Below are 25837 nucleotides of genomic sequence, written 5' to 3' on the forward strand. Positions count from 1 at the left end.
CTCGCACCAATATGGTTATTTAGTTGTCATCTGTTGAGGATTAAAGTGCGAACTCTACCTTATCGGTTACTCAACACAAGCCAGTCATCCCCCTATTTCTAGGTTTCGACTGAACGAATCGCACCATTTTTGGCTGGTTGGCTCCCAACTATTAATTACTCTGAAATCGCGACCGTATTTTTCTGCTTTACCTTCTAGAAATGTTCGGAATGTCCGCCAACCTAAATCAGATATAGCTCTGGATAATTTACGGTTTTTGACCATTCCAGAAACATTGTCATACCTCTAAAACAATTGTTTGGTTTTCAAAAATTATTTCGGTGGATAACTTATGCAGAAAATCTGTTCTGTACAATGATTTCACATGAAATATAGTTTACGCTAAATTAAAAGTATAACACAATAAAATCGAAATTGGTGTGCTACGCAGTTTATTTATTGGTAGGGCATTCATCCCTAACCTTTAGAGGATGAGGGAATTCTGCCCGACATTCTGTTAAAACTATAACGTTATAGTTTTTTAACATAAAAATCTATGAAAAAACCAAGTTTTCGGGCTCTCCTACCAAAGTCCTGATTCAGTTTATGATAAAAAATAAAATATTAAATATATAAGCTGAATTTTTATGGAATCTGCTGTCAATATTCCCACAGAAGCAAAGACACCAGAAAAATTGCCAGTGATAGAAACTAATAATTTAGGTAAATTTTACCGCACTGGTTTTTGGATGAATCAAAAAATAGAATCTCTTAAAAACTGTACTTTGACAGTTTATCAAGGAGAAACTTTTGGACTTTTGGGACAAAATGGTGCAGGTAAAACTACCCTACTTAAAACTTTATTAGGAATTGTACGCCCTACATCTGGATCGGGACTTTTATTAGGGCAGTCAATAGGCGATCGAGTGATTAAAGAAAAAATTGGTTACTTACCAGAAAATCCTTACTTTTATGAATATTTAACTGGATGGGAATTTCTAGAATTTGTAGCAGGATTATTTCAAATACCAATATCAATACAAAAACAAAGAATTCCAGAATTACTTGACCTAGTGGGATTGTCTAAATCAACAGCTATTAGAAAGCAACTACGTCAATATTCTAAAGGAATGTTGCAAAGAGTTGGTATGGCGCAAACTTTGATTAATGACCCTGAGTTAGTATTTTTAGATGAACCTATGTCAGGTTTAGATCCAATGGGACGTTATCAAATCAGAGAAATTATTATTTCGCTCAAAAAACAAGGGAAGACTATTTTTTTTAATAGTCATGTTTTGTCTGATGTGGAGAAAATATGCGATCGCATTGCTATTCTGGTAGAGGGAGAATTAATTTGTATTGGTACTTTAGATGAAGTATTAGGAACTAATGAAAGTTATTATGTTAAGGGTAAAAGTGGTAATCTTAAGATTCTTAAACAATGGATACCAGATTTAGAATTTGAGCATAATTTTTGGCAAGGTCATTTGCGGGGAGACCCTAAAGAATTTTTAGTTAGTTTGGGATTAATGAAAGCTACACTGATGAAAATGAATATAGAAAGACTTAGTCTAGAAGAGTATTTTATGCAGCAATTACGAGAAAAGGGAATTTTTTCTAGTAGAGAATAGGGTAATATGATGTGCCCCTCCGAGGGAGCTACGCTATAGGTTAAATACTTATAAATAACTTAGTGAGGAATGAGGATCCGTCGGATCGGTGACGTACAGGAGTCAGGAGTTAGAAGAGTAGAAAGCAGATCAAGTAAACATGATTCAAATATTTCTTCGGTACTGTCAATTCTTAAATGTTATTTATAACTGATTATCTTATAGTTTAGCTCTCCCGGAGGGGGCACATAATATTAAGTATGCAACCCTATTTTTAATATTATTATTAATGGTTTGTATTGTTGGTAATAATTATGTTTTTCATAACCAATTAAAAATTATAAAGTTGTCATAAAACTATGATTTATAATTATTTAACTTGGAATTATTCCCTTATATTTATAGAGCAGATAATTATTTTTAAGTTTTTCATCAACAACTATTGATACTACATTTAGTATTAATTTGGAATCTATATAATTTTACATAAAACTGTTTTATTCTCTATAAAAAAAAGTTTCATAATCTTCTTTTATCTTCATTGCTATATAAATATAAAATTAATTAATCAAAACTTTTTTTCTTAAATTTGTATTGTTTTTTTTCAGTTTTCTGGTAATAGTAACTTCTAAAAAAATTTGCCAGGCTTTCAGAGAAAAAACTGCTGGTAATAATATATTGATAGCTGTTAATAATTGTTTTTGTTTGAAAGCTACTATACCCCAATGTAAATTTATGTATTGTCGTATATCTTCAAGGTCTGGAATTAGATTAGAATACTTTTTATGAACTTTAGTATAGATTTTTTCTTTCATTAAAATATTAGTATTACAACGTTTTTTCAAAGGAATTTTCCTGTCATATCCTCCTATCCAAATAGTACGATAAACTAAACATTGGTTGAGAAAAATAGCATCACCAAACTCAGTAATTCTAATCCAAGAATCAATATCATCGCAACTCCTTAAATTAGTATCCCATCCTCCAGATGCTAAAAAAGCATCCCGACGAAAAGCAACTTGAATAGGAGTACCAAATGGCACTGATTCTAGTAACATCCCATAGTGAATATCTTCTTGGGAAATATAAAATGCTGTTCCAGGTCCTGTTTTATAAGTACGACTAATTTCTACCTGATGACAATCAACTTGTGCTGCCTGACAAGAAAGAATTACTGCTTGAGAATGAAGAGTAATTGCTTTAGTCATTTCCTCTATACAATTAGCTGCCATATAATCATCATCATCTAAAGGTTTTATCCAATCTCCCTGAGCATTTTGCACCCCTAAATTCATTGTTGCTGCATGACCTTGGTTAGAAGAAGTACAATAGTAAATGACACGATCTCCTAAGCTATTGACATATTTTTTTGTACCATCTATTGAACAGTCATCAACTACTATTATTTCACATTCAACCGTTTGTTCTAATGCCGAATTAATTGCCCGTTTTAATAAATCTAAGCGATTATAAGTTGTAATTACGATACTAAATTTCATTGGCAACTTTTCCTCTACAATTGCATTAATAATATCAGAATATAAACTGTAATTTATATTAAAATAATAGTTGCAAAGTTTACAATTTTTATTTACATTATAGCGAAAAAACTACTGCTACACCAATAATTTTACCTATATAAATATCTGCTGTTTGTGATTTATCTGCTGTTAATTCTAACTGAATTAGTAATATTGCTTCCTCTGCTTGTAATTATCTTCAGTATAACTACGTTCCTGTAGATAATTACAAGCATTACAAGCTGAATTTAATGTTTTTAAATTATAATTTCAATGTATTTTTATATCTGCTGAATTCAATAAGGTTTGTAGTAAGTTTTCAAATAATTATACTTTTACAGAATTGTAAAGTATTAAATTTAAAATGACGGTTATAGTTATATTTGAATCTTGAAAGATTATTTTCATCCCATTCTCATAGTTTCAATATCAAAGATATATATCTAGAAGTTATTTTTGATCGTTCATCAGTCATCCGTTAATATTTTAAACAGGTTCGTTGAAGACCCTCACGCTTCTGGTTAAAAAACTTATGGTATATATTGATGGCAGGTTGCTCATTTCCATCACACACTTGTTAACGCAGTTCCTCCACAGGAGGCTAACTATTCACTTTTGACTGATTCAAATTACTCTTGTACAAACAACTTAACGTATGTCAACTGCCCCTGATAATTAGTTAGTTTTCCGTATAAAATAAGATTACTAGTTTTAAAATCTAGCTTACTTAAATCTACATCTACTAATATCTCAACATTATAAATATCTAAGTTTGATATTGCAATCTTAGTTGATAATTATGTTATAAAATTGTATCAAATAGTGTAGTCGTCAAAATTTATGATTGATAAATCATAATTAATAGTGTTTTTATGAAATTTTAGATATTACTGAACCTATGCCACTAATAAAATGCGATTAATCCAAATATGTACAGTGACGATATGACTAACGCCACGCTCCGCGAACGCTAAAAAAGCATTACGCGCAAGCAGAAATACACTCCCATCGTACAACTAGAGGACGATATTTAAGTTGATACCACGCACGCGCAACGCTCTTGTTGAAAACTAGGTACAGAAATTTTGATCGCTCGTCCAGGTTTCTTTTTGCCTTTCCAAAGTCCCTTAGGAAGTTGAGGTCTAATCCCTCTTACTAGATTAAATATTTTTTGATAAACAGTAGTCAATTCAGACATGGTATCTTGAACGAAGTCAGAAGTTATTTTTGTAACGGGGATTTTGAGCAACCCTACAAAAATATTTCGCGAATCAAGGCTAAATTTTATACCAAATTGATCAATGTTTGCTACAAATAGTAGGGACGTTGCATAAGGGCGTCCGTACGAAATAAGGAAGAAGCAAGAAGGAAGAAGGGATAAATATTGAAAAAAAAGGGATAAAGATAGAGATAACCATCTAAAATGAACTAGAGAAACTATTTTTAGGCATATCCGATAGAGATGCACTTTTTATAGCATTCTTTTTTCAAACTGGTATTAGACCAATTATTTTGATAAAAGTGTGATACTTTTTATACATTTAATGATAGGGGTATCATGCTGGTTTTTCTGGCCTGATAGGGAGATTTAGACAAAGTCTAGCAATATTGTAGGTGATTGAGATAAAATATATATACATAGACTTCGCTACAGTTTGAGGAATAGGAAATAAAGACTGTCTATCAGGGCTTACGAAAAAACACTTATAATAGAGTTGTTGGGAATTAAGCTGAGAAAATGGCTAAAACCCTTATTAGTCAAAGTTTATAGTGTTTTTTAAGCCTCCAATCCTGAAAATCTTATATAGTAAGCTTTTGAGGCTTTTGAATTTTTATTTCCCAACAACTCTAATATAGAACTTAAAAACTAGAGTGCTCCACTATATATGGAGTTTATAACTGAAAAATTTGTAAATCTTATCTATAAATATCTGATTTATCAAGTAAATATTAAAAGGATAAATACTTTACAGTGTAAGGGTTTGACACTATCTAAACCCCAAGGTCATAACTTTGGAAAAACCCATGCTAGAAAGGGATTTCAGCTCAGTTTACAAATCAGCTCTAAGTGTATATTTTTTTATCTCGTTAAATGATTGTAAAAGATAGTTAAGAATTAACTGTTTTGGCTACTGCAAGCGAGTATGATAAAGTATAAAGCCAAACTAAAGTTAACAAAAATTAGTAAGCTCTTGGATGAAATTAACACCCAGGGGTAAAGAAGCGAATAAGTTAAACTATCCAAGGATTTACAGCAGCAAGAAAAAAAGTTATTGTCAAAAACATTATTGTCACAAGATGTATTGATATTCATAACTTGTGACTTAATTTCAAAAGTAATTTTAACTTTAAATTGAGGAGAAAAAATTAATGGCGATCGCTACAATTAATCCAGCAACAGGAGAAACACTAAAAACTTTTGAACCAATCACAGATGCACAGATTGAAACGAAACTAGAGCTCGCAATAACAACCTTCCGTCAATATCGTCAAATTCCCATGACTCAACGTGGGGAATGGTTATTAGCAGCAGCCGACATATTAGAGAAAAATGCTGAAAAATTTGCTAAAATAATGACCATGGAAATGGGTAAAACTCTGAGTGGAGCAATCGCCGAAGCTAAAAAATGTGCCCTGGTCTGTCGCTACTATGCAGAAAATGCAGCAAAATTTCTCGCTGACGTACCAGCACAAACTGACGCAAGTAAGTCCTTTGTCCGTTATCAAGCATTAGGTCCAGTACTAGCTGTCATGCCTTGGAATTTTCCCTTTTGGCAAGTTTTCAGATTTGCAGCACCAGCTTTAATGGCAGGAAATGTAGGTTTATTGAAACACGCCTCTAATGTTCCCCAATGTGCTTTGGCCATTGAAGAAATATTTAAAGAAGCAGGTTTCCCAGAAGGAGTATTTCAAACCCTATTGATAGGTTCCAATGAAGTAGCAGGCATAATGGCAGATGACCGAGTAAAAGCAGGAACTTTAACTGGAAGTGAACCAGCAGGAATGGCCTTAGCAGCAATAGCAGGTCAATCAATTAAAAAAACAGTCTTGGAATTGGGAGGTAGCGATCCATTTATAGTATTAGAAAGTGCTAATTTAGAACAAGCTGTGTCTACTGCTGTTACAGCTCGGATGTTGAATAATGGCCAATCTTGTATTGCAGCTAAACGCTTCATCTTGGCAGAAACCATTGCTGAAGAATTTCAACAGCGTCTAGTAGAAAAATTTGAAGCTTTGAAGGTAGGAGACCCTATGTTGCCAGATACAGACATTGGTCCGTTAGCAACTCCATCTATTCTTCAAGAGTTAAATTATCAAGTAGAAGTTTCTGTTGAGAAAGGAGCAAAAGTTTTGACTGGTGGTCATCTTTTATCTGACAGTCCCGGAAATTTTTACCCCCCTACTATTTTGGCGGAGATACCAGTAGATTCCCCTGCTTATGAAGAGGAGTTTTTTGGTCCTGTTGCCTTAATATTTAGGGTTACTAATATTGATGAAGCAATAGAACTGGCCAATAACTCTCCTTTCGGATTAGGTGCAAGTGCATGGACTACAGATACAGCACAGACAGATAGGTTAATATCAGAACTCGAAGCAGGTGCAGTTTTTATCAATGGTTTAGTTAAGTCTGACCCCCGTCTACCTTTTGGTGGGATTAAACGTTCTGGCTATGGTCGAGAACTTAGCAAAGAAGGAATTCTAGAATTTGTCAATATTAAGACAGTTTGGGTTAATTGACATCCTCCCGACACTGCTCTGCGAGACAGCGCGGGATTCCCATCCATCATTCAAACAGACTAAGCTGAACGAATGACTCAGAGCGGGTTGACACATCACTAGAAAATGCTGGCTTGCCAGTCTGACATTTCCTCCCTGTCCGATAAATAATCGACCAGTGCCCCTCGGCGACCTCATCAAAAATTGATAGTTGAATCGGATTTTCTGTTGCTTTAGTTTCAACCTTGGTTTTTGGTTGAACAGTTTCTAAAATATTGATGGCAGCATTTACATCACGCTCGTGCAAAGTTCCACAATTAAGGCAAGTCCATTTTCTAACATTTAGTTCTTTTTTGCCTCCCTTAAAACCACAATTAGAACATTTTTGAGAAGTAGGTTTCCACCTAGAAATAACTCTAAATTCCCTACCATATTTCTCGCATTTAGCCTCAGTTAAAGTCCTGAACTGCCGTCCATCCTGAGTCGCTGATTGCTTTAGCGCTCCTTACGGTTTTTAACCATACCAGAAACATTCAAGTATTCTAAAACAATTATGTCGTATTTTTCGACTAAATCCGTTGAGAGTTTGTGTAAAAAATCCGTTCTAATATCTTTAATTTTGCCATGTTTGCGCAGCATTCCGTAGGAAAGTTTGGCTACTTTTAACCTATGCCTTTCACGACCCTTGCTGCCTTTTTCAGTACGAGAAATTTACGCTGGAATTTAGCTAGCTTTTTGAGGTTGTTCTTCAGAGGCTTTGGAGCATTAATTTTATCTCCATTACTCAAAGTTGCAAAAGTCGAAATCCCCAAATCAATTCCTATTGAATTATTAGTTTCAGGTAAAGGTTCGGACTTAGTATCTACTACAAAACTAACAAAATAACGATTGTTCGAGTCTTTGATTATTGTTAAAGAGGTAGGTTTATTAGGTAGTTTTCTAGAGCAAACTATTTTAATCTTACCTATTTTTGGTAGATAGATTTTATCTTGACCAATCTTGTAATTAGTACCTACAAATCTTGCAGATTGCCTAGACTTTCTAGATTTAAACTTTGGCGGTCTAACTTTAATCCTTTTGCCTTTACCTTTACAACTATCAAAAAAGTTTTTATAGGCACTTTCTAAATCTTTAAGAGATTGCTGTAATGGGGTAGATGCAACTTCCTTTAACCAAAGTAATTCTTGCTTGGCCTGAGGAATGAATTGTTTAGTTAAGTCCACATAGCTAGGTCTCTTTTGGCCGTTAGAATATAGTTGATTACAATGTGAATCGCGTACTATTCCAAACATATATGCAACAACCAAATAGTTGATTTAATTTGGTTATTTGAATATGATTTGGATAGATGCGGTACTTGTATCTGGACTTCAATGCTTTTGGCCTGTTATTAACATTAAGTGATCTTATTGTAGCACAGGTTGGCATTCCCATACGACACCAAATCAAAGATTATGGTGCGGGTATTCTGCCAACATTAGATAAATATCTTATTTTTATAGCGTAACTGTTTGAGAGAAAAAGATTTAGTCAATATTGAAAAGTTGGTTTTGACAACCGGATTTAGTATGATACTCAATTTAAAGTAGGGAGGAAAAATAATTTTTATATCTACTACTAAGGTATATTTTTTACTCCCTGTTGCCGATTTTGAGCAAATGTTAAATTAATTTTCCTCAGGTACTTAATTACTTGGCAAAAAAGTTAAATCGTGATTTAATTGATCTTTACTCCCGAAAAGAAAAAAGTAATCATTTATAGAATTTGTGTTTTAATATTAAGTATTATATTTCAGGCTGATAATTTAGATAAATAGTAAAAATTACTATTCACTATACCCGTAAGTCCTGTTAAATTTAAAAAGCGTTTCCTGAGGCAATGCTATGCAAACAGCAATTGGTGCAGTCAGAATTTCCTAAAGTCATAATCAACAAACAGCGAGTGATTCTGAAACCGAGAGAAATGCAAATTCAAAGGGGATTACCCAGATTAAATTATCTGGTGCCTACAGGAATTTAAACCCAAGCTGATAGCTCAAAGCTCTTAACCTAGAGCTAGTTAAAGTTAAAACTTTCGATTTATTTTTCTACCACCTTTAACCAAAGGAGAAAATAGAAATGAACACTGCAGAATTATTGGTAAAATGCCTCGAAAATGAAGGAGTCAAATATGTATTTGGACTGCCTGGAGAAGAGAATCTGAATATCTTAGAAGCTCTCAAAGATTCCCCAATTCAATTTATAACTACCCGACATGAACAAGGTGCCGCTTTTATGGCAGATGTCTATGGTCGTTTAACAGGAAAAGCAGGAGTTTGTTTATCAACATTAGGCCCTGGAGCTACTAATTTAATGACAGGTGTTGCTGATGCTAATTTAGATGGCGCACCTTTAGTAGCAATTACAGGTCAAGTTGGTACAGATCGAATGCACATTGAATCTCACCAATATTTAGATTTGGTGGCAATGTTTGAGCCAGTAACTAAATGGAATGCTCAAATTGTTCGCCCTAGTAATACACCAGAAATTGTCCGCAAAGCATTTAAAGTCGCTCAACAAGAAAAGCCTGGTGCAGTCCATATTGATTTACCAGAAAATATTGCGGCAATGTCTGTGGAAGGGCAACCTTTGAATCGTGATAAGCAAGAAAAATCTTATTCTGCTTATCAAAGTATGACTGAAGCAGCAATAGCAATTTCTAAGGCAAAAAATCCTCTAATTTTAGTGGGAAATGGAGTAATTCGAGCTAATGCAAGTGAAGCTGTAACGGAGTTTGCTACACAATTAAATATTCCTGTTGCTAATACTTTTATGGGTAAAGGTGCCATTCCCTACACTCATCCTTTATCTTTATGGACCACAGGATTACAACAACGAGATTATATTAGTTGTGCTTTTGACCAAACAGATTTGGTTATTGCAGTTGGTTATGACTTGATTGAATATTCACCAAAAAAATGGAATCCTCAAGGCGAAATTCCAATTATTCATATTGGAGCAAAATATGCGGAGATTGATAGTAGTTATATTCCGATAGCTGAAATAGTGGGAGATATTTCTGATTCTTTGAATGAAATTTTGCGACGCTCGGAACGCATAAATGAATTAAGTCCAACTGTCTCAGAAATTAGAACAAATCTTCGCTCTGAATATGAGGGATATAGTAAAGATAATGACTTTCCAATTAAGCCTCAAAAAATAATTTATGATTTACGTCAAGTAATGGGGCCAGAAGATATTGTCATCTCTGATGTTGGCGCTCATAAAATGTGGATAGCTAGGCATTATCATTGTGACCGTCCTAATACTTGTTTGATTTCTAATGGATTTGCCGCAATGGGTATTGCTATTCCTGGAGCGATCGCTGCTAAATTAGTCCGTCCTGATCGTAAGGTAATAGCTGCAACAGGGGATGGTGGGTTTATGATGAATTGTCAAGAGTTGGAAACTGCTTTACGAGTGGGTACTGCTTTTGTAACTTTAATTTTTAATGATGGTGGTTATGGTTTGATTGAATGGAAGCAAGAAGACCATTTCGGTAAGTCGTCTTTTATTAAGTTTGGCAATCCAGATTTTGTTAAGTTTGCTGAAAGTTTTGGTTTGAAAGGTTATAGAGTAGAGTCTGCTGCTGATTTAATTCCTACCTTGAAAGAGGCTCTTGCTCAAGATGTTCCGGCTGTAATCGATTGTTCTGTTGATTATCGAGAAAATGCTCGTTTTACTCAAAAATCAGGTGGTTTAAGTTGTTCTATTTAGTTAGTAGTAGGTTTGATTAGGAGATTTTTCAGCAATTTATGATTGGTTATTGCTTGGTTGCTGAAAAATAATCTGGAGTTGGAGAGTTTCTGTATTTTCAGGAGTTAAGTAGGGTGGGAAATACAAATTTTTCAGCCACCAATGAGAAGATAACTAGGGAAAACTTACGATAAAATACCAAGTTTTTTTTGACAATTTAGCTATAAGTTACATCCTAATTTTAACTCCTACTAAATTAGGATTAACTCAAGCAACTCCTATTTGTAATGATGCACAAATTCAAGATGAATATAACTGGACTTTTGGAAAAAAGTAAAGTATAATAGCCTCTATTCTAGATAGAGAATAGGTTATACCTGAATTGATCCCCAGATAAATCCTAGATCGGCTTTATGCTGAATAAAAACCTCTCGATTCTCTTGTCACCAGCAAAAAAATTTGTAGGAAACACCTGTGAGAAATGCTTCTAAGGTTTCTGTAAAATTTGTCAAAGGCTTCTGAGCATAACGTTTTCTTAGCCCTCCCATTAATTGCTGATAAATAATGAAAGTATAGGCTGTAAAAACAAAAACAAAGTGACGTATGAGACTGGTTTTATTTCTTACTTGATATTCTTTTAAACCTAACCACCCCTTGGCTTCTCTATAAAACTTTTCAGGTAGTGGTGCATTGTAATTTTTTCGGTAACGGTATAGCAAGCATTTCAGCCACCATTCACCATTACTATACAGGACTACCACTTTTCAATATAGTTTCTATGAGAAAAGGTTGCCACTATCCATTCTCCTGTTAGGTTTTTATCTTGTTTATTAGTGATTAAATAATCAACTTCAGTTGCATCTTTTACAGAACTATTATTCATGACGATTGCAATAGTTCTTTGACCACTCAGACCTTTGATTTCAGCTTCATATGGTAGCTACCCACACTGTCTTCGGTACATCTTGTTCTAAGGTGACTTCTTGAAAATCCTTTTGAGGTAAAGACAATGCAATTTCATCTAACCTTTTTTATAAGTGTTTTTTCCTGGTTTTTCGATTGATCACACTGACTTAGCGATTCTTCGCAAAACCACCTATATAGTTTAGTTATAGCCTTTCTAGCTCTTCTAAAAATGAGGAATTATTACCATAACCTCCATCCATTAAAACTACACCAGGACGATATTTTCTGGACAAAGTTTTATGAATTAATTTGAGTGCTAAATCCGGTTTTTTGACAAATTCTTTATCTTCTTTTCCAGAAGGAAAAGAGGATGAACTTTGATATAATTCAATGTCTATTGGGAGAGTTCTCTCTCCATCATATAAATGGCTTGTAACTATCACTATTCCATTGTCTGTTTTACCAATTTCCCCAAGATATTGCCTACCTACTCCTGAAGTAAAATCACCGAATAATTAAGGTTTAAAGCCTCTCCTAAGCTGCGCCACGAGCTGTCGCTCTACAAGGAGAAACAGCGGTGGAGGGATGGCTCCTAAACCTGCGCCATATCCAATCGACCAAGAGAAGAAAAATTTTTCATGATTAGTCAATCAATTCCGTTTTCACTCTCGAGGTAATAATTAATAATTAATAATTAATTATTAATTGTTGAACACTTTTTCTATGTCCGTATGGCATCAATAATCAGAGAAAATCCATTCCTAATTTTCGTCTGATTACCTTTGTTCATAATTTGTAAACAACGCTCATTTATCAAGTTTTCATTCCATTGTGCAAGGTAGTAGTAATTGAGGAGAGCAGAAAGCACTTATTAAGCCTGTTTTACGTTTACTAAACAAATATGAATTAGTAATTATTGGAGATAGATAATTCCAAGGTCCAGAGTTATCTTACTGGTTGAAACATCGAAAATCACCTCAAAAAAATTATTTTATTTTCAGACAAACAATAAATACTTACTATAGAAAACCAGGCAAAAATTATCAAAATTAGATTAAGTATTTGTACTTTCAAGAGTTCACAGTTGATTTAATAACTAAAAAAAATTTTTTAGTGGGCTGATATAAATTTTGTTAGTGGTCTTTAATTGAGGCAAAAATCAACTTGATGTGTGGTTGTAGTTGAGCGATCGCTTAACACAAACCCCACTAATAATAATTATTTTCACTATTGATTGCAATTTTCAAGAGTTACTTTAATTCTTTAAACCATTGTTAGTAATACTTTTGAGGCCATTTTAACCCCGTGAGCCTTTGGTTTTAAATAAATCATCAAACTTTTGACACTACTTTTCAAAGCATGGAGGTAAGGCACACAGGGTTGTTTCTTTCATCGCAGAAGTATTCTCAGGTAAAAGTGTTACTGGATAATGATTTTCGACTATTTTACTGCATTTTTTTACTAAAGTCCAGATCACATACAAAGTAGAGAATGAAGTGTGTTCTACTATTGAACGATTATCAAGATTGCTGCCACGCAATTAATAATGTTCTCAACGCCCTAAGTATGCTAAATTGAGAAATATTTTTCCATAATTTTATATTTTTAGGAGTCAGCTAACTTTTTTAGTATAATGTAACAAAATTAACAGCACTTTTGCCTATGATAACTTAAAAATTTATACACCTCCAAAAACAAAAATTTATAGGTTATTGATAAAAACTATAGTGCTAGAGTAAAAATGACTATTATTACAACTAGAGAAACAGCTTTTTTATTGGGTATCTGTTGTCAACGAGTTAGAGTTCTACTTTCTCAGGGAAGGATAAAAGGGGCTTATAAACATAAAGGATTTTGGCGTATTCCTCTTTATGGCCAAATGCCTGTTGTTATACCAGGTACTAGAGGCCCGGAAGGTGTCTGGTGTAAGAGGCTGCGACAAGCCCCCACAAGAATTCATGTCAATCAAAAGAAAATTCAAGCCAATGGTAAGAGAATTAATACAGATCCTCAAATGACTCCAGATCAATTAATACCAGTGGTTTCCATGAAGCAGGGAACACGCAATGATTTGGGTTATCAGATGGAGATTCATGGCCCTTGTCGTATAGTATATAAACCTTATCACCCCTTAAGTTGTGGTGCTCATTTGTGGATTGAGACCTATCATCCGGTGCAATTTGTAGATACTCAGTTTAAACCTGCGACGGCGAGGCGAACCTATAAAGATGTTGAAAATCACTATAGAAGAAAATTTTAGCTATTGGGACTGACACAATTTTTAAGCCTAAATATAGCTCAAACTCTGTTTGTAAGAGAAAGGAAGAAGGAAGAGGGAAGAAGGCTTAAAAGACTGAAAAAACTTAAATTTCCTATAGATATTCACCCTTGGTTTTAGCCTAAACTCCAGCACATTAGATATCTCCAGAAAAGAGGGAATAAGGGACAGGAAGAAATATTAAAATATTTATGGATAAGAATAGATTTTATTTTGGATTTTTGGAGATTTCTATTGGTAGAGAAATTTTCTATCAATCTTTACTAGTGCCGCTACGCGGAAGTCAGAAGTCAGAAGTCAGAAGTCAGAAGTCAGAAGTCTTGATTGGTAAGGCTTTTAGGATTTTGTAACTGGTCAGTTATTTCCGCCATTCTGCACTAGGATTAACTTTAGTTGTAAGCATTTCCTGCGGAATGCTGCGCAAACAGCCATCAGCTAGTTTCCTATGGTCGGAACTGCGGACTTCAGCTATTGATGAGAGAAGGAGGTAAAAGCAATTGAAAAATTAAGAGAGAATTAAAAGTTACTGCCAAGGTACGCTCCTTTAACCTTAGAAGGAATTATTCATTATTTGCACTCAGCGCTGACTGCTAAGAGCTAAATGCTTACCTTTAGTTGAAGAGGCAGAAGGAAAAAATTTGCTTACCAAAAATAGCTTACTTCCAGATTAGTTTGATTTTTTTGAGCATCATATTTGAGTAAATATTCGTCAGCGATCGCCTCTAAATTACGCAGATTTTCTATTTCTGCCTAGACAACTGCAGTTGAAAAAGTAGAGAGAAAAAAGTGGCTTACCAGAAATACCCCTTTTTGAGATTTGTCTGATTTTTTTGAGCATCATATTTAAGTAAATATTCGTGAGCGATCGCCTCCAAACTACGGAGATTTTCTACTTCTGATTTACCAATTTCAGTATCAGTAGATAAAAGAATAACTTGATGACTAGCAGAAGGGAAATAACGTTCTACTAAATTCTGACGGTGGGATGAATCTAATCTACCCAAAGGTGTATCAATAGCGACGGGTAAATGTCTACCAGAAACCCTTGCCAAACCCCACAAAAATGAAATTGCCAAAAGCTGTTTTTCTCCAGCAGAAATGCGATGTTTAGGAACAACTTGCCCTTGATTATCGTAGAGAGAAAGAGCAAAGTTATTAGTATCAATAGCCACACGGTGCACCAAGTCTGATTTATGCAAAAGATAGCGGAAACACTCAGTAACTTCCATCTCTAGCTTATTCAATTTTTTCAGGGTTAACTTCTCCTTAAATAGCTGCAAAGTTTTCTTCACTTTGCCAGAAGATTCAATGATATTTTGAATATTGTGACGCTCGATAGTTTCATCAGTATAACTAAATAATTCTTTCTTAGTTTGAGTAATAGTATCCTCCAATTTTTTACAATTGCGTTCACTATTTTCACAAGCTATCTGTATCCTAGCTAATTCAGTTTGTGCCTCCTGTAAAGCAGTTTCCAAAATTTCATAAGCTTCCGGAGATGCTGCACTTACCAACTGCTTTTCCAAAACATTAATTTCCACTTCAAAATCTTTGAGACGAGTTAAACTTTTCCTAGCATTTGTCCGATAATTTTCAATCTCATAGCGCAACAAGTTTTCTAGTAAAGTTAACGCCTCCTCATCTGCCAATAACCAAGGTTCATCACTTTGATTAATATCCTCTTCAATCATCAGATTTTCTTGATGAAGAAACTTTTGAATTTTACTAATTTTGCCAGTAGGAATAGACAACTCATTCAGATAATTAACTAAACGTAGGTCTCTTTCCTGAAAAGCATCCAAAGCTATTTCTGCTTCATGGCGTAAAATCTCTACATCACCCTGAGAACTTGCTTGTTCCAAAAGAGGAGAAATTAAAGCCAGAGGTAAAGCTCCCGCAGCAAGTTCAATCATTTCCTGACGAGCATTATCCATCTCTAATTCGACATCTTGAAATTCTTGTTTTAACTGACTTCTCTCCGCAGCAATTTTTCCCCCTTCCGAAACAAATTTTCTCATGGCTTTTTGCTGTTTTTGTTCAGCCTTTTTTAACTGCTTTCGCAAATCTGCTAATTTTTCCGTAGCAACTTCCAAATCAGTCTTTTGTTGATGGAGTTTTTGTTCAATTTCTTCTAAATTTTTTAATTCTGTAGTTTTAGCAATTTGTTTCTTTTTCCGAGTCACCAAAATATCTAAATCTGTTGCCAGACGTTCAGCTAATTCCAGTCCTAATAATGATTGAATTGCATCTACAACCAAAGGTGGAGGAATTTCTAGTTCAGCTAATTCTTTTACCTGTTCTCCATCAAAGAGAAATAAATTAGAAATTCCCAAAGGTAAGAGATTTTCTATATATTCATCCCAGGCATTTGCTAAGTAAGAATCAGGCCATTCACCATCAAGAATTCCTAAACTATCTTTGCCATCTTTAGGATTTTTTTCCCAGGTACGAACTACGCGATATTCTACAAGTTGGTCGTCTTGAATATGTTCAAAAGCTAATTCAATGCGAGTTTTTTCTGTAGGGGGAGTATTACGATTTACACATTGAGAAAGAAAGTCGCCATAAGTTAAATTTCCCCTAGTTGAACATTGGGCACGATGACCGTAAAGTGCAAGACGAATAGCATCTAAAAGAGTAGTTTTTCCTCCTCCATTCATACCTCCAAATAAGATGATGGGGCGAGGGCGATCGGTAAGGGTAGGGCGGAGGTTTATTGTTTGTTTACCGGAGTAGGGTCCGAAATTTTGTAAGACGAGTTCTAGGAAAATCATTTTTTAAGAAGTAGGGAATAGGGAATAGGGAATTAGGGTAATAGGGAGTAGGGAGTAGGAAAAAAAGTAGTGGGATAATTAACTTGATTTTTTTATTCTTAGAATTTACCTTTTTTCAGTAGGAAATAAGTTTGAAAAATCGAATTTTCTTGTCAAGCAACGCCCGAATTTTTGCCTTTGACTGAGACTGAGAAAAACAAAGGTTTTCCACAGATGAGGTTTCCAGATAAATTTTCATAACTTTCTAGTTATTGTGGAATTTTTCCCGGTAGGAGATAGGTCTGACAAAGAGAATTTTTTTGTAATTTTTGCCTTTGACTGAGACTGAGAAAAACACAGGTTTCCCACAGATGAGTTTTCCAGATAAATTTTCATAAATTTCTAGTCATTGTTGAATTTTTCCCATAGGAGATAGGTCTGACAAAGAGAGTTTTTTTGTAATTTTTGCCTTTGATTGAGACTGAGAAAAACACAGGTTTCCCACAGATGAGTTTTCCAGATAAATTTTTATAACTTTCTAGTCATTGTTGAATTTTTCCCAGTAGGAGATAAGTTTGACAAATAGAATTTTCTTGTCAAGCAACGCCCGAATTTTTGCCTTTGACTGAGACTGAGAAAAACAGAGGTTTCCCACAGATGAGTTTTCCAGATAAATTTTCATAACTTTCTAGTCATTGTGAAATTTTTCCCGGTAGGAGGTAAGTCTGAAAATCCAATTTTCTTGTAATTTTTGCCTTTGACTTAGACTGAGAAAAAAAAAGGTTTTCCACAGATGAGGTTTCCAGATAAATTTTCATAACTTTCTAGTCATTGTGAAATTTTTCCCGGTAGGAGGTAAGTCTGAAAATCCAATTTTCTTGTAATTTTTGCCTTTGACTTAGACTGAGAAAAACAAAGGTTTTCCACAGATGAGGTTTCCAGATAAATTTTCATAACTTTCTAGTCATTGTGAAATTTTTCCCGGTAGGAGGTAAGTCTGAAAATCCAATTTTCTTGTAATTTTTGCCTTTGACTTAGACTGAGAAAAACCGAGGTTTTCCACAGATGATTTTTCCAGATAAATTTTCATGATTTTCTAGTCATTGTGGAATTTTGACTGTAGGAGGTAAGTCTGACCAATCAAATTTTCTTGTCAACCAACGCCTGAATTTTGCCTTTGACCTAGACTGAGAAAAACAGAGGTTTCCCACAGATAATTTTTCCAGATAAATTTTCATGATTTTCTAGTCATTGTGGAATTTTTCCAGTAGGAGGTAAGTCTGACAAAGAAAATTTTCTCGTAATTTTTGCCTTTGACTGAGACTGAGAAAAACACAGGTTTCCCACAGATGAGTTTTCCAGATAAATTTTCATAAATTTCTAGTCATTGAGGTTTCCAGATAAATTTTCATAACTTTCTAGTCATTGTGAAATTTTTCCCGGTAGGAGGTAAGTCTGAAAATCCAATTTTCTTGTAATTTTTGCCTTTGACTTAGACTGAGAAAAACAAAGGTTTTCCACAGATGAGGTTTCCAGATAAATTTTCATAACTTTCTAGTCATTGTGAAATTTTTCCCGGTAGGAGGTAAGTCTGAAAATCCAATTTTCTTGTAATTTTTGCCTTTGACTTAGACTGAGAAAAACCGAGGTTTTCCACAGATGATTTTTCCAGATAAATTTTCATAATTTTCTAGTCATTGTGGAATTTTGACTGTAGGAGGTAAGTCTGACCAATCAAATTTTCTTGTCAACCAACGCCTGAATTTTGCCTTTGACTTAGACTGAGAAAAACAGAGGTTTCCCACAGATAATTTTTCCAGATAAATTTTCATAATTTTCTAGTCATTGTGGAATTTTTCCAGTAGGAGGTAAGTCTGACAAAGAAAATTTTCTCGTAATTTTTGCCTTTGACTTAGACTGAGAAAAACAGAGGTTTCCCACAGATAATTTTTCCAGATAAATTTTCATAATTTTCTAGTCATTGTGGAATTTTTCCCGGTAGAAGGTAAGTCTGACAAAGAAAATTTTCTTCTCAAGTAACACCCAAATTTTTACCTCTGACTCAAACTGAGAAAAAGGTAGGTTTTCCAGAGGTGAGTTTGCCAGAAAAATTTTCATAACTTTCTAGTCATTGTGGAATTTTTCCCAGTAGGAGATAGGTCTGACAAATAGAATTTTCTTCTCAAGTAACAGATAATTTCTGCCTTTGACTTAGACCGAGAAAAACAGAAGTTTCCCACAGATGAGGTTTCCAGAGAAAATTCCATAACTTTCTAGTCATTGTGGAATTTTCCCAGTGGGAGGTAAGTCTGACAAAGAGAATTTTCTTGTCAAGTAACGCCCGAATTTTTGCCTTTGACTCAGACTGGGAAAAAGAGAAGTTTAATAAACAAGAAAATTATTTCTTACTCTTCCTCAGTACCTGTGGAACTTTGACCAGAAAATTTCATATTTGCCCAGCTTAATTGTTTAATTTTTTCTGAAACTTTTCCTTTCTCGACAGCTTCTTTTAAATCTCTTTTATTATGAGCGTTTTGAATAGCTTCTTCCTTGGAACGAGAACTTGTTTCAAAACATTGTTCGAGACTTTCATAAATCTTATATCGATGAGACTTAATATAATATTGCCGCTCTGTATCTAACAGTTTTGCCATAAGTTCAAGGTGCATTTCATCCCCATTACATATTTCTTCTAATACTGACCATTCATCACTACCTAAAAGACTTATTCCTGCACCAGGACGACAGTCTTCAAATTTCTCTCCTGTTACTTCTTCATATATACGAGGTAAACTATCATCAAACTCGTGTTTTTCTTCTAACCAAATGCGTCTAATTTCACTCAGTTCTTCCAGAGAAATGAGAGTAATATCTCGCATATTTTCTGGAGCAGTTTCACGAATTTGTCTTTGAGCTTCTAACAGTTTTCTCAGTAAAGTATCTCGCCATTCTTTTTTGTACGGACCAGGAATTGGTTCTACAGAAACTTCACCATCTATATTTCGTTCAAATAGTTGAACTGTACCCCAAATTCGCCGAAAATCTCTTTTATCTCTATCAGAAATATCTAGTTCCCGACGCAAATCTACAAGAGGTTGTAACCATTCTTTTTCTTCATCATTTTGAATCATTGCTGACATAGATTTATCACTATCTACTAAGGTGCAAACCCAGCATCCAAAACGAGAACTTCCACAACTAGGAGTAGAAGTATCAACTACTAACGGACATTCATTATCTTCCGTTGCACCTCGATACATTGCTAGTAAATCTTTATTACTATTTCCCCAAGGATTTTCCCACTGCATTAAATATAGCCAAACTTCATCAGTTCGCCAGTCTTCAATAGGGGAATAAATTAAAGAATTAAGTAAATTGGCATTAGGACTAAGGCGTTCCCGTACTCGTTTTTCTTCTAGTCTTTTCATTGTTTTAGCGCGGTTAAGACTTTCCGCTTTACGAGTACCTAAAACTAGGATAACTTCTCCATTAGTTCGTACAGCATTACGAATAAAAAGATTAGATGGTTCAATTTTTAAACGTCCCGTACACCATCTAAATTTCAGACGGGGTGCGGGATAACCTTTACCAATTAAGCCTACCCAATATGTATATTGAATATCTGGTTGTAGAAGGTGAGTTTCTATTGGCATTTTCTGTTCTTGGGCAACTCTGTCAATGTTTTTTAGAGATTGTTTAACCCAAGCAGAAACATAAGGATTTTCTACTCGTGTATCAGTAGTAATTACATAGATTTTTTTAGTTCTTTTTTCTACTGGTAAAGCAGCGATCGCATTCCATATAAGTTGTAAAACTGCAGTACTATCTTTTCCTCCAGAATATCCAACAATTAAAGGGATTTCATCAAGGCAATATAATTCTTGAATTTCTATAGTTAGCTTTTCTATATCTTTGATTAGTTCAGCAGTTGTCCGCTCTGGAAAAAGAGATTTTTGTATTCCTACCATTTTTTAATACTCCTAAAATTTTTTTTAATTTATTCTGTATTTTTATGTTTATGTTTATGAGATAAATACATTTTGGCGATGCCATTGTAAAGCTTCTATTCTGGGGAAAGATTCTTTTTCATTTGGCAACCAAAGCTGATTACTATTAAATTCCTTCATTGGTTTAGAATTGGGTGATTCTTCTAAGAAATTATTGGAAACGATGATGTTATAATCATCAGTTATGGTAAATAAACCTTTATCGAATGCCCAATGATGATTTTTACAAAATGATATGCCGTTATCTATTCTATTGTCATAAAATCTGGCAAATGGTTTTATATGGGCTCCATCTACAATATTTTGCTTTATTGACATGGTGACTTTCATTCCACAAAAAGCACATTTATAGTTATAGGTATGTACAACTGCTTTACGAAAGATACCATCTCTAACTACAGATTTTATGAGATATGATTTAGGTTGTTTTTGCTGTTGGTTAAATAAATTAATTGAATGTTCTTCCTCATCATCCTCTTTTTGGAATCTTTCATTAATTGCTAGAAGTTCTTTAATATCTTTTTGATTGCCTGAAAACCAAGTTGCAATTAGTACATCTATTAATTCTTTTCTATAATTTTTGTCTTGCAGTAGTTCAAAAAGTTCTGGGTCTAAACTGGCATACTCAACTACCTCTTTCAATTTTTTCACGGAACTTGGAACTCGCTTTAAAGAATTATTTTTAGATTCAATATGCCAAAATCCTTCGCTCTGTAGATAGAAAAAAGGAAGGTGTAAATTATCTTTACCTTGATAAGTACCAGAAGATAAAATATCCCAATGTTTATTAAAGGTATCAATTAATTGCTCTGAAGCAGCTATCTGATTATTTTCAATGAAACCTTGTGCAATTAAATCAATTACAGACAAAATTAAAATGGGCTTATATTCTGCATTCGGACTTAGTCTTTTACTTGTCTTAAGTTCGGTAAAACGTTGACAGTAGTATGCTAATTTTTTTTCCCTATGTAATTCTTGATTTTCACTCATTTATAGCACTAGCTAAAACATCTGTATTTTCACTATTTATTTCTGATAAACCAGTAGATTTAGTAAATAGGTAGGCAAAATTAAATCTAAAATAACTATCAAAGTTAAATTTACCATAACTATTCTAATTCCTCCTTTTTTAACTAGCTATCAGCTATTAGCTATCAGCCTAAAAATTTGTGCATAGACTTCTATAAGTTGTTTAATTTGATGAGGGGTTTAAATCCCCTTTAAAAAACTGATTGCTGAACTGCTATTTCCAGAGCATTCCGTCACGAAACGCTTTTTAAATTGCAAAATTAAGTTGATTAGTTTCTCAGTTATACCTGCTACTTTCATTAATTGATAATGAATAATGGATAATTACCTCTGGTTAAAACCGTTACGAAATTGAATATAAGGAAATTTTATTTCTTCTCTTGGTCGATTGGATATGGTTAGGAAACCCATCAATCCCACCCAACGGGTGCGCTCCTAAGAACGACCGCTTTTTTATCCTTCAAAGGAGAGGCTTTAAACCTAGATTCGATTAATTATCAATTATCCATTTTAATCTTATACTTATACAAAATAAATAAGTTTTTAATCCCTTTTTTTTGCAGAAATAAATAAACTGTATATTAGATACTATTTCTATTTTCAGTAAGGATGTATTCGTCAACTAAAATAGCTGATATTCAAATTTATTAAGTAGTAAGTTTTAGGAAAAATACTAATAAATTATTCATTTTTCTCTAAACACTATGCTCTGTGAAAACTAGTGCAGAATGGCGGAAATAACTGACCAGTTACACAATCCTAAAAGCCTTACCAATCAATACTTCTGACTTCTGACTTCTGACTTCTGACTTCCGCGTAGCGGCACTAGCTGTTAATAGCTAAATGGCTATTATTTTGATGGTATAGCACTACGCATTAAAATTAGGACAGCTAAGAAACTTCAAAATATTACAGTTAAAATTTTTGACTCTAGCTGATAGCTGAATGTTGTTTGCGGAGCATGACAAACGGAAATGCTTATAGCTATAAAAAGACATCAATATTCATGCCTCATGTACCATCCGTTAGTATTGACATAATAAATAGTATATGATATCAAAATTACTATACAATTAACAATTATACTGACTCAAAAGTTTTTAAAAACGTTTGTTGACAAAAATTTATATATATAGCAATTTTTAAAAAACGTTAAAATATTTCCCAAAATCAGCGATGAAAAAGACCAATAAACCCACCTCAGAAATAGCAAAAGAAATTTTAGAAAATGATAATCGAGAAAGAGAAGCGATCGCCATTCTATTAGACAAACATATAGGCAAAGATGACAGACTTTTAGTACAAAAAACCATGATGGGAAAAACCGAAGCTTATATAGGTTCCGTCACTCTAGAATGGTTAGATAGTCGAGTACGTTTTGCCTCTCAACTACCATTATTTCGGCAAAAATTTGATGTAGAAACAGATAATATAATTCGTGACGCAGAAACAATAGATGAAATTCAACAACGTCCCCTAGATTGGTCTCGTCAAGCCCCATTAACCCTATATTTAGCAACAAGAAAAGCACATAAATTTCCAGCAGTATTAGTAGTAATTAGCCCCAGTTGGGTAGATAATCCCAAAGCAGAAGAATGGAATAAAAAAGGTGAAGCAAATAAATCTGCTACTGATTTTTTACCCCTAGATTCAGCCGGAAAAGTAGGATTATTAGACCTACGTTTAGAAGTAGCAGTATTTGCCCTAGACGGTCAACATCGACTGATGGGAATTCAAGGTTTAATGGAATTAATAAAAACAGGTAGGTTGCCTAGATATAACAAACAAAAAAAACCAGTAGGTGCAGCTATTAACATTGATGATTTAGCGGAAACCCATCATATTGAATTGCCAGAATTACAAAAATTAGCTTACGAACAAATAGGTATAGAATTTATTCCGGCAGTAGTAAAAGGAGAAAATAGAGCACAAGCACGACGGAGAGTTAGGTCAGTTTTTGCTCATGTAAATTTGACGGCTGTAAAATTAAGTAAAGGGCAGTTGGCATTATTAAATGAGGATGACGGGTTTGCCATTGTGGCTAGAAAAACAGCAATTTATCATCCTTTATTAAAAGAGAAAGATGATAGAAATCGACGAGTGAATTGGGATAGTGCAACTGTGGCAACTAAGTCTACTGTTTTAACAACTCTTCAGGCAATTCAAGAAATGTCTGAAAGATATTTAAAACCTTGTTATCCTCATTGGAAACCTTCAGATAGAGGTTTAATTCCCATGCGTCCTGAAGAAGAAGAATTAGAAGAGGGGCTAGAGGAATTTATGTTGTTTTGGAATTATTTATCTAATTTACCTAGTTATTCAAGATTAGAAAATGGTGCCGAAACTCCAGAATTGAGAAGATTTAGTTTTGAAATAAAACCAGGAGAAGGTCATGTTTTATTTCGCCCCGTCGGGCAAATTGCTTTTGCTGAAGCTCTAGGAATTCTAATATATAAAAAAGGCTTTTCTTTGGAGGAGGTCTTTCAGAAATTAAATAAGTATGACGTGGATGGTGGTTTGAGTGGAATAGAATTTTCTGACTCTATTTGGTATGGGGTTTTATATGATTTTAATCGGAAGCGAATGTCCGTAGCTGGGAGAGATTTAGCTATGAGATTGTTTATCTATATATTAGATGGAATTTCTGACAAAATGGAACGAGCAGAAATTCGTCGAGAGTTGGCAGAAGCAAGGAGAGTTGGGGATAATCAAGCTGTAGATTTTCAAGGTAAGTTTGTGGAATTAAAAAAGGTAGGGTTGCCGAAAATTTTGTCTTAAAGTATTAAAAAAAGGCAAGGTCATTTCAGTTATCAGTTATCAGTTATCAGTTATCAGTTATCAGTACCTCTGCAATAAGGAGGCTTGAAATAAGGAATATTCTATTTTTTTATCCCCTTAAAAGGGGAGGCGCATACCCACAATTTTTCGGTGAGGAAGAGTTGATTGATGTTTTGAATTTTTTCAAATTCTTTAGACTAGCTTTAATGCAATAAGCTACAAAAATTTATCTGCAATGAGAGCTGTTTTATACCAAGGGTGAAAAAAGAATGCTTTTGTGAGGTGAAACTTCAATTATTAAGTAATTAACACAAGCGCAATGACATTTTTGATAATTAGCACACCAGGAGCGTATTAATAATTCTTATGTTTACCGAAAAATTCAGGTATAAACCCTCTCCATTTATGGAGAAAAAAGAAAAAAATCCTTTGATCCAATTCTCTTATTTATAAGAAGAGTTCATTAATTGATAATTAATAATTACCTCTGGTTAAAACCGTTACGGAATTGAATATAAGGAAATATCCTAGCACTTTTTTCCCCTTAAAAGAGGAGGCTTTAAATCAGAATTATTTAATTATTAATTATTCGGTAACTAGACAGTGCAAAGTTCTTGGAATAACTATTGCTAGCTAAGGCTTTCAGCGATCTAAAGGTTAAAAACTCTTTATTGAGAGCTGTAAGTACTGTAAGCCTTTTCCAGTAATACTTTCAGTCTTCAAAGCAAATAGTTTTTTGGCAGAACTTTGTACTCTCCAGTTCGGTAATTCTAAATTCTAAATTCTAAATTCTAAATTCTTGAATTCTCCCCTACTCCCGCACTCAAGAATCAGTAATAATAGGTTACAGAATATTATTTTCAACCATTACTCAATAAATATTTTTCTAAATACTCCCAATGTTGATGTCCGTATTCTTCTCGTAGTAAATCTTTCACATCAGCATTAATAACTAATTCTCCATCTTGATTATCTTGGAATAGTAGTCCATGAGCAAGTACCTCTTGTAAATTACTGAGAGTATCTATTAAATTGGCGATCGAATAATGTTCTTCTACCCATTCAACAGGACTAGGTATTTCAGAATTAACATTTATTGGATTATTAGTATTAACTTCCATAATTTAATATCAGTAAAAACCCTGAATTTTAATCAATTGTTCAATCTTAATATATCATCTGATTATTCATGCCGTAATTTCAGTGAGGCTAGTCAAGGTGTTATTGTGACAAATTTTTATGTCTTTTGCAATTTAGCTCAATTTAATAGTATGACCTATTGTGGATCTACGGATGTTTAAGAAAATAATAGGAGCTATATGAGGAGAAGTGAGGATTAAGGAAAAGAAAAAAGTAAACGACCTTTTTTACCTATGGATCGATGCCTAACCTCTAGTCCATGAGATAGTACAAATGTCGCAAATAAGGAAGAATAAAAAAGTAAAAATAATAGATATAAGTGGCTTTTAGTATGGAAGAAGTTCTCTCTAGGCATAATTTTAAAATTTACTTTTTGCTGTAGCATT

17 protein-coding genes and 4 pseudogenes are annotated in these 25837 nt (G+C 33.9%); 5 read left to right on the top strand and 16 right to left on the bottom strand.

Annotation, left to right across the window (positions count from 1 at the left end; all coding sequences use genetic code 11):
• Positions 1-129 precede the first annotated feature (129 nt).
• Positions 130-349 (bottom strand): annotated as a pseudogene (locus F6K23_RS27055) (IS200/IS605 family accessory protein TnpB-related protein); the annotation flags it as partial.
• Between the two features lie 277 nt (positions 350-626).
• Here F6K23_RS27055 and F6K23_RS27060 point away from each other — a divergent pair.
• Entirely contained in the window at positions 627-1610 is a 984-nt protein-coding gene (locus tag F6K23_RS27060; RefSeq protein WP_293161530.1) for an ABC transporter ATP-binding protein, read from the top strand.
• 539 nt (positions 1611-2149) lie between these two features.
• On the opposite strand, the gene F6K23_RS27065 is transcribed toward F6K23_RS27060, so the two are convergent.
• Complete coding sequence (locus tag F6K23_RS27065) at positions 2150-3088, bottom strand: glycosyltransferase family 2 protein (RefSeq protein WP_293161532.1); 939 nt, start codon at positions 3086-3088, stop codon at positions 2150-2152.
• Positions 3089-5479: 2391 nt separating this feature from the next.
• Here F6K23_RS27065 and F6K23_RS27070 point away from each other — a divergent pair.
• A complete protein-coding gene (locus tag F6K23_RS27070; RefSeq protein ID WP_293161534.1) occupies positions 5480-6847 on the top strand; it encodes an NAD-dependent succinate-semialdehyde dehydrogenase in 1368 nt (455 codons plus the stop codon).
• A gap of 46 nt (positions 6848-6893) precedes the next feature.
• On the opposite strand, the gene F6K23_RS27075 is transcribed toward F6K23_RS27070, so the two are convergent.
• From F6K23_RS27075 to F6K23_RS27095, 4 genes and pseudogenes are all read right to left on the bottom strand, one after another.
• Positions 6894-7133, bottom strand: a complete 240-nt coding sequence (locus F6K23_RS27075; RefSeq protein ID WP_293161536.1) for a hypothetical protein — start codon at positions 7131-7133, stop codon at positions 6894-6896.
• A gap of 18 nt (positions 7134-7151) precedes the next feature.
• Positions 7152-7238: pseudogene (locus F6K23_RS27080) on the bottom strand (hypothetical protein); the annotation flags it as partial.
• 83 nt (positions 7239-7321) lie between these two features.
• A pseudogene (locus F6K23_RS27090) lies at positions 7322-8118 on the bottom strand (RNA-guided endonuclease InsQ/TnpB family protein).
• Complete coding sequence (locus F6K23_RS27095; RefSeq protein WP_367267837.1) at positions 8087-8260, bottom strand: helix-turn-helix domain-containing protein; 174 nt, start codon at positions 8258-8260, stop codon at positions 8087-8089. Before F6K23_RS27095 ends, F6K23_RS27090 begins: the two are co-directional and overlap by 32 nt.
• Positions 8261-8943: 683 nt before the next feature.
• Between F6K23_RS27095 and F6K23_RS27100 the strand changes: the two genes are divergently transcribed.
• Positions 8944-10581 carry an acetolactate synthase large subunit gene (locus F6K23_RS27100; RefSeq protein ID WP_293161540.1) on the top strand — a complete coding sequence of 546 codons (1638 nt, stop codon included), beginning with the start codon at positions 8944-8946 and terminating at the stop codon, positions 10579-10581.
• A 422-nt stretch (positions 10582-11003) separates the two neighbouring features.
• Here F6K23_RS27100 and F6K23_RS27105 read toward each other — a convergent pair.
• A pseudogene (locus F6K23_RS27105) lies at positions 11004-11975 on the bottom strand (transposase); the annotation flags it as partial.
• A gap of 1232 nt (positions 11976-13207) precedes the next feature.
• Here F6K23_RS27105 and F6K23_RS27110 point away from each other — a divergent pair.
• Positions 13208-13726 (top strand): hypothetical protein, encoded by a 519-nt coding sequence (locus F6K23_RS27110; RefSeq protein ID WP_293161542.1) that lies wholly within the window; start codon positions 13208-13210, stop codon positions 13724-13726.
• 809 nt (positions 13727-14535) lie between these two features.
• On the opposite strand, the gene dndD is transcribed toward F6K23_RS27110, so the two are convergent.
• The 8 genes from dndD to F6K23_RS27150 all read right to left on the bottom strand — a co-directional run bounded on the left by dndD (position 14536) and on the right by F6K23_RS27150 (position 21494).
• A complete protein-coding gene (gene dndD / locus F6K23_RS27115; protein WP_293161544.1) occupies positions 14536-16518 on the bottom strand; it encodes a DNA sulfur modification protein DndD in 1983 nt (660 codons plus the stop codon).
• Positions 16519-17035: 517 nt separating this feature from the next.
• Positions 17036-17179 carry a hypothetical protein gene (locus F6K23_RS27120; protein ID WP_293161546.1) on the bottom strand — a complete coding sequence of 48 codons (144 nt, stop codon included), beginning with the start codon at positions 17177-17179 and terminating at the stop codon, positions 17036-17038.
• A gap of 418 nt (positions 17180-17597) precedes the next feature.
• Positions 17598-17735, bottom strand: a complete 138-nt coding sequence (locus F6K23_RS27125) for a hypothetical protein (RefSeq protein ID WP_293161548.1) — start codon at positions 17733-17735, stop codon at positions 17598-17600.
• Between the two features lie 10 nt (positions 17736-17745).
• Entirely contained in the window at positions 17746-17871 is a 126-nt protein-coding gene (locus F6K23_RS27130; protein WP_293161550.1) for a hypothetical protein, read from the bottom strand.
• Positions 17872-18191: 320 nt separating this feature from the next.
• The gene (locus tag F6K23_RS27135; protein ID WP_293161552.1) at positions 18192-18329 is read right to left on the bottom strand and encodes a hypothetical protein; all 138 of its coding nucleotides are present in this window, start codon (positions 18327-18329) and stop codon (positions 18192-18194) included.
• A 10-nt stretch (positions 18330-18339) separates the two neighbouring features.
• Positions 18340-18465 (bottom strand): hypothetical protein, encoded by a 126-nt coding sequence (locus F6K23_RS27140; RefSeq protein ID WP_293161554.1) that lies wholly within the window; start codon positions 18463-18465, stop codon positions 18340-18342.
• A gap of 437 nt (positions 18466-18902) precedes the next feature.
• Positions 18903-20465 carry a DNA phosphorothioation system sulfurtransferase DndC gene (gene dndC / locus F6K23_RS27145; protein WP_293161556.1) on the bottom strand — a complete coding sequence of 521 codons (1563 nt, stop codon included), beginning with the start codon at positions 20463-20465 and terminating at the stop codon, positions 18903-18905.
• A gap of 54 nt (positions 20466-20519) precedes the next feature.
• Positions 20520-21494 carry an HNH endonuclease gene (locus tag F6K23_RS27150; protein ID WP_293161558.1) on the bottom strand — a complete coding sequence of 325 codons (975 nt, stop codon included), beginning with the start codon at positions 21492-21494 and terminating at the stop codon, positions 20520-20522.
• Positions 21495-22709: 1215 nt separating this feature from the next.
• Here F6K23_RS27150 and F6K23_RS27155 point away from each other — a divergent pair.
• Entirely contained in the window at positions 22710-24311 is a 1602-nt protein-coding gene (locus F6K23_RS27155) for a DGQHR domain-containing protein (protein ID WP_293161560.1), read from the top strand.
• A gap of 860 nt (positions 24312-25171) precedes the next feature.
• Here F6K23_RS27155 and F6K23_RS27160 read toward each other — a convergent pair.
• Positions 25172-25432, bottom strand: coding sequence for a hypothetical protein (locus F6K23_RS27160; protein WP_293161561.1), 261 nt, complete (start codon positions 25430-25432; stop codon positions 25172-25174).
• Between the last annotated feature and the right edge of the window lie 405 nt (positions 25433-25837).

Source organism: Okeania sp. SIO2C9 (genome assembly GCF_010672455.1).
Lineage (GTDB): Bacteria > Cyanobacteriota > Cyanobacteriia > Cyanobacteriales > Microcoleaceae > Okeania.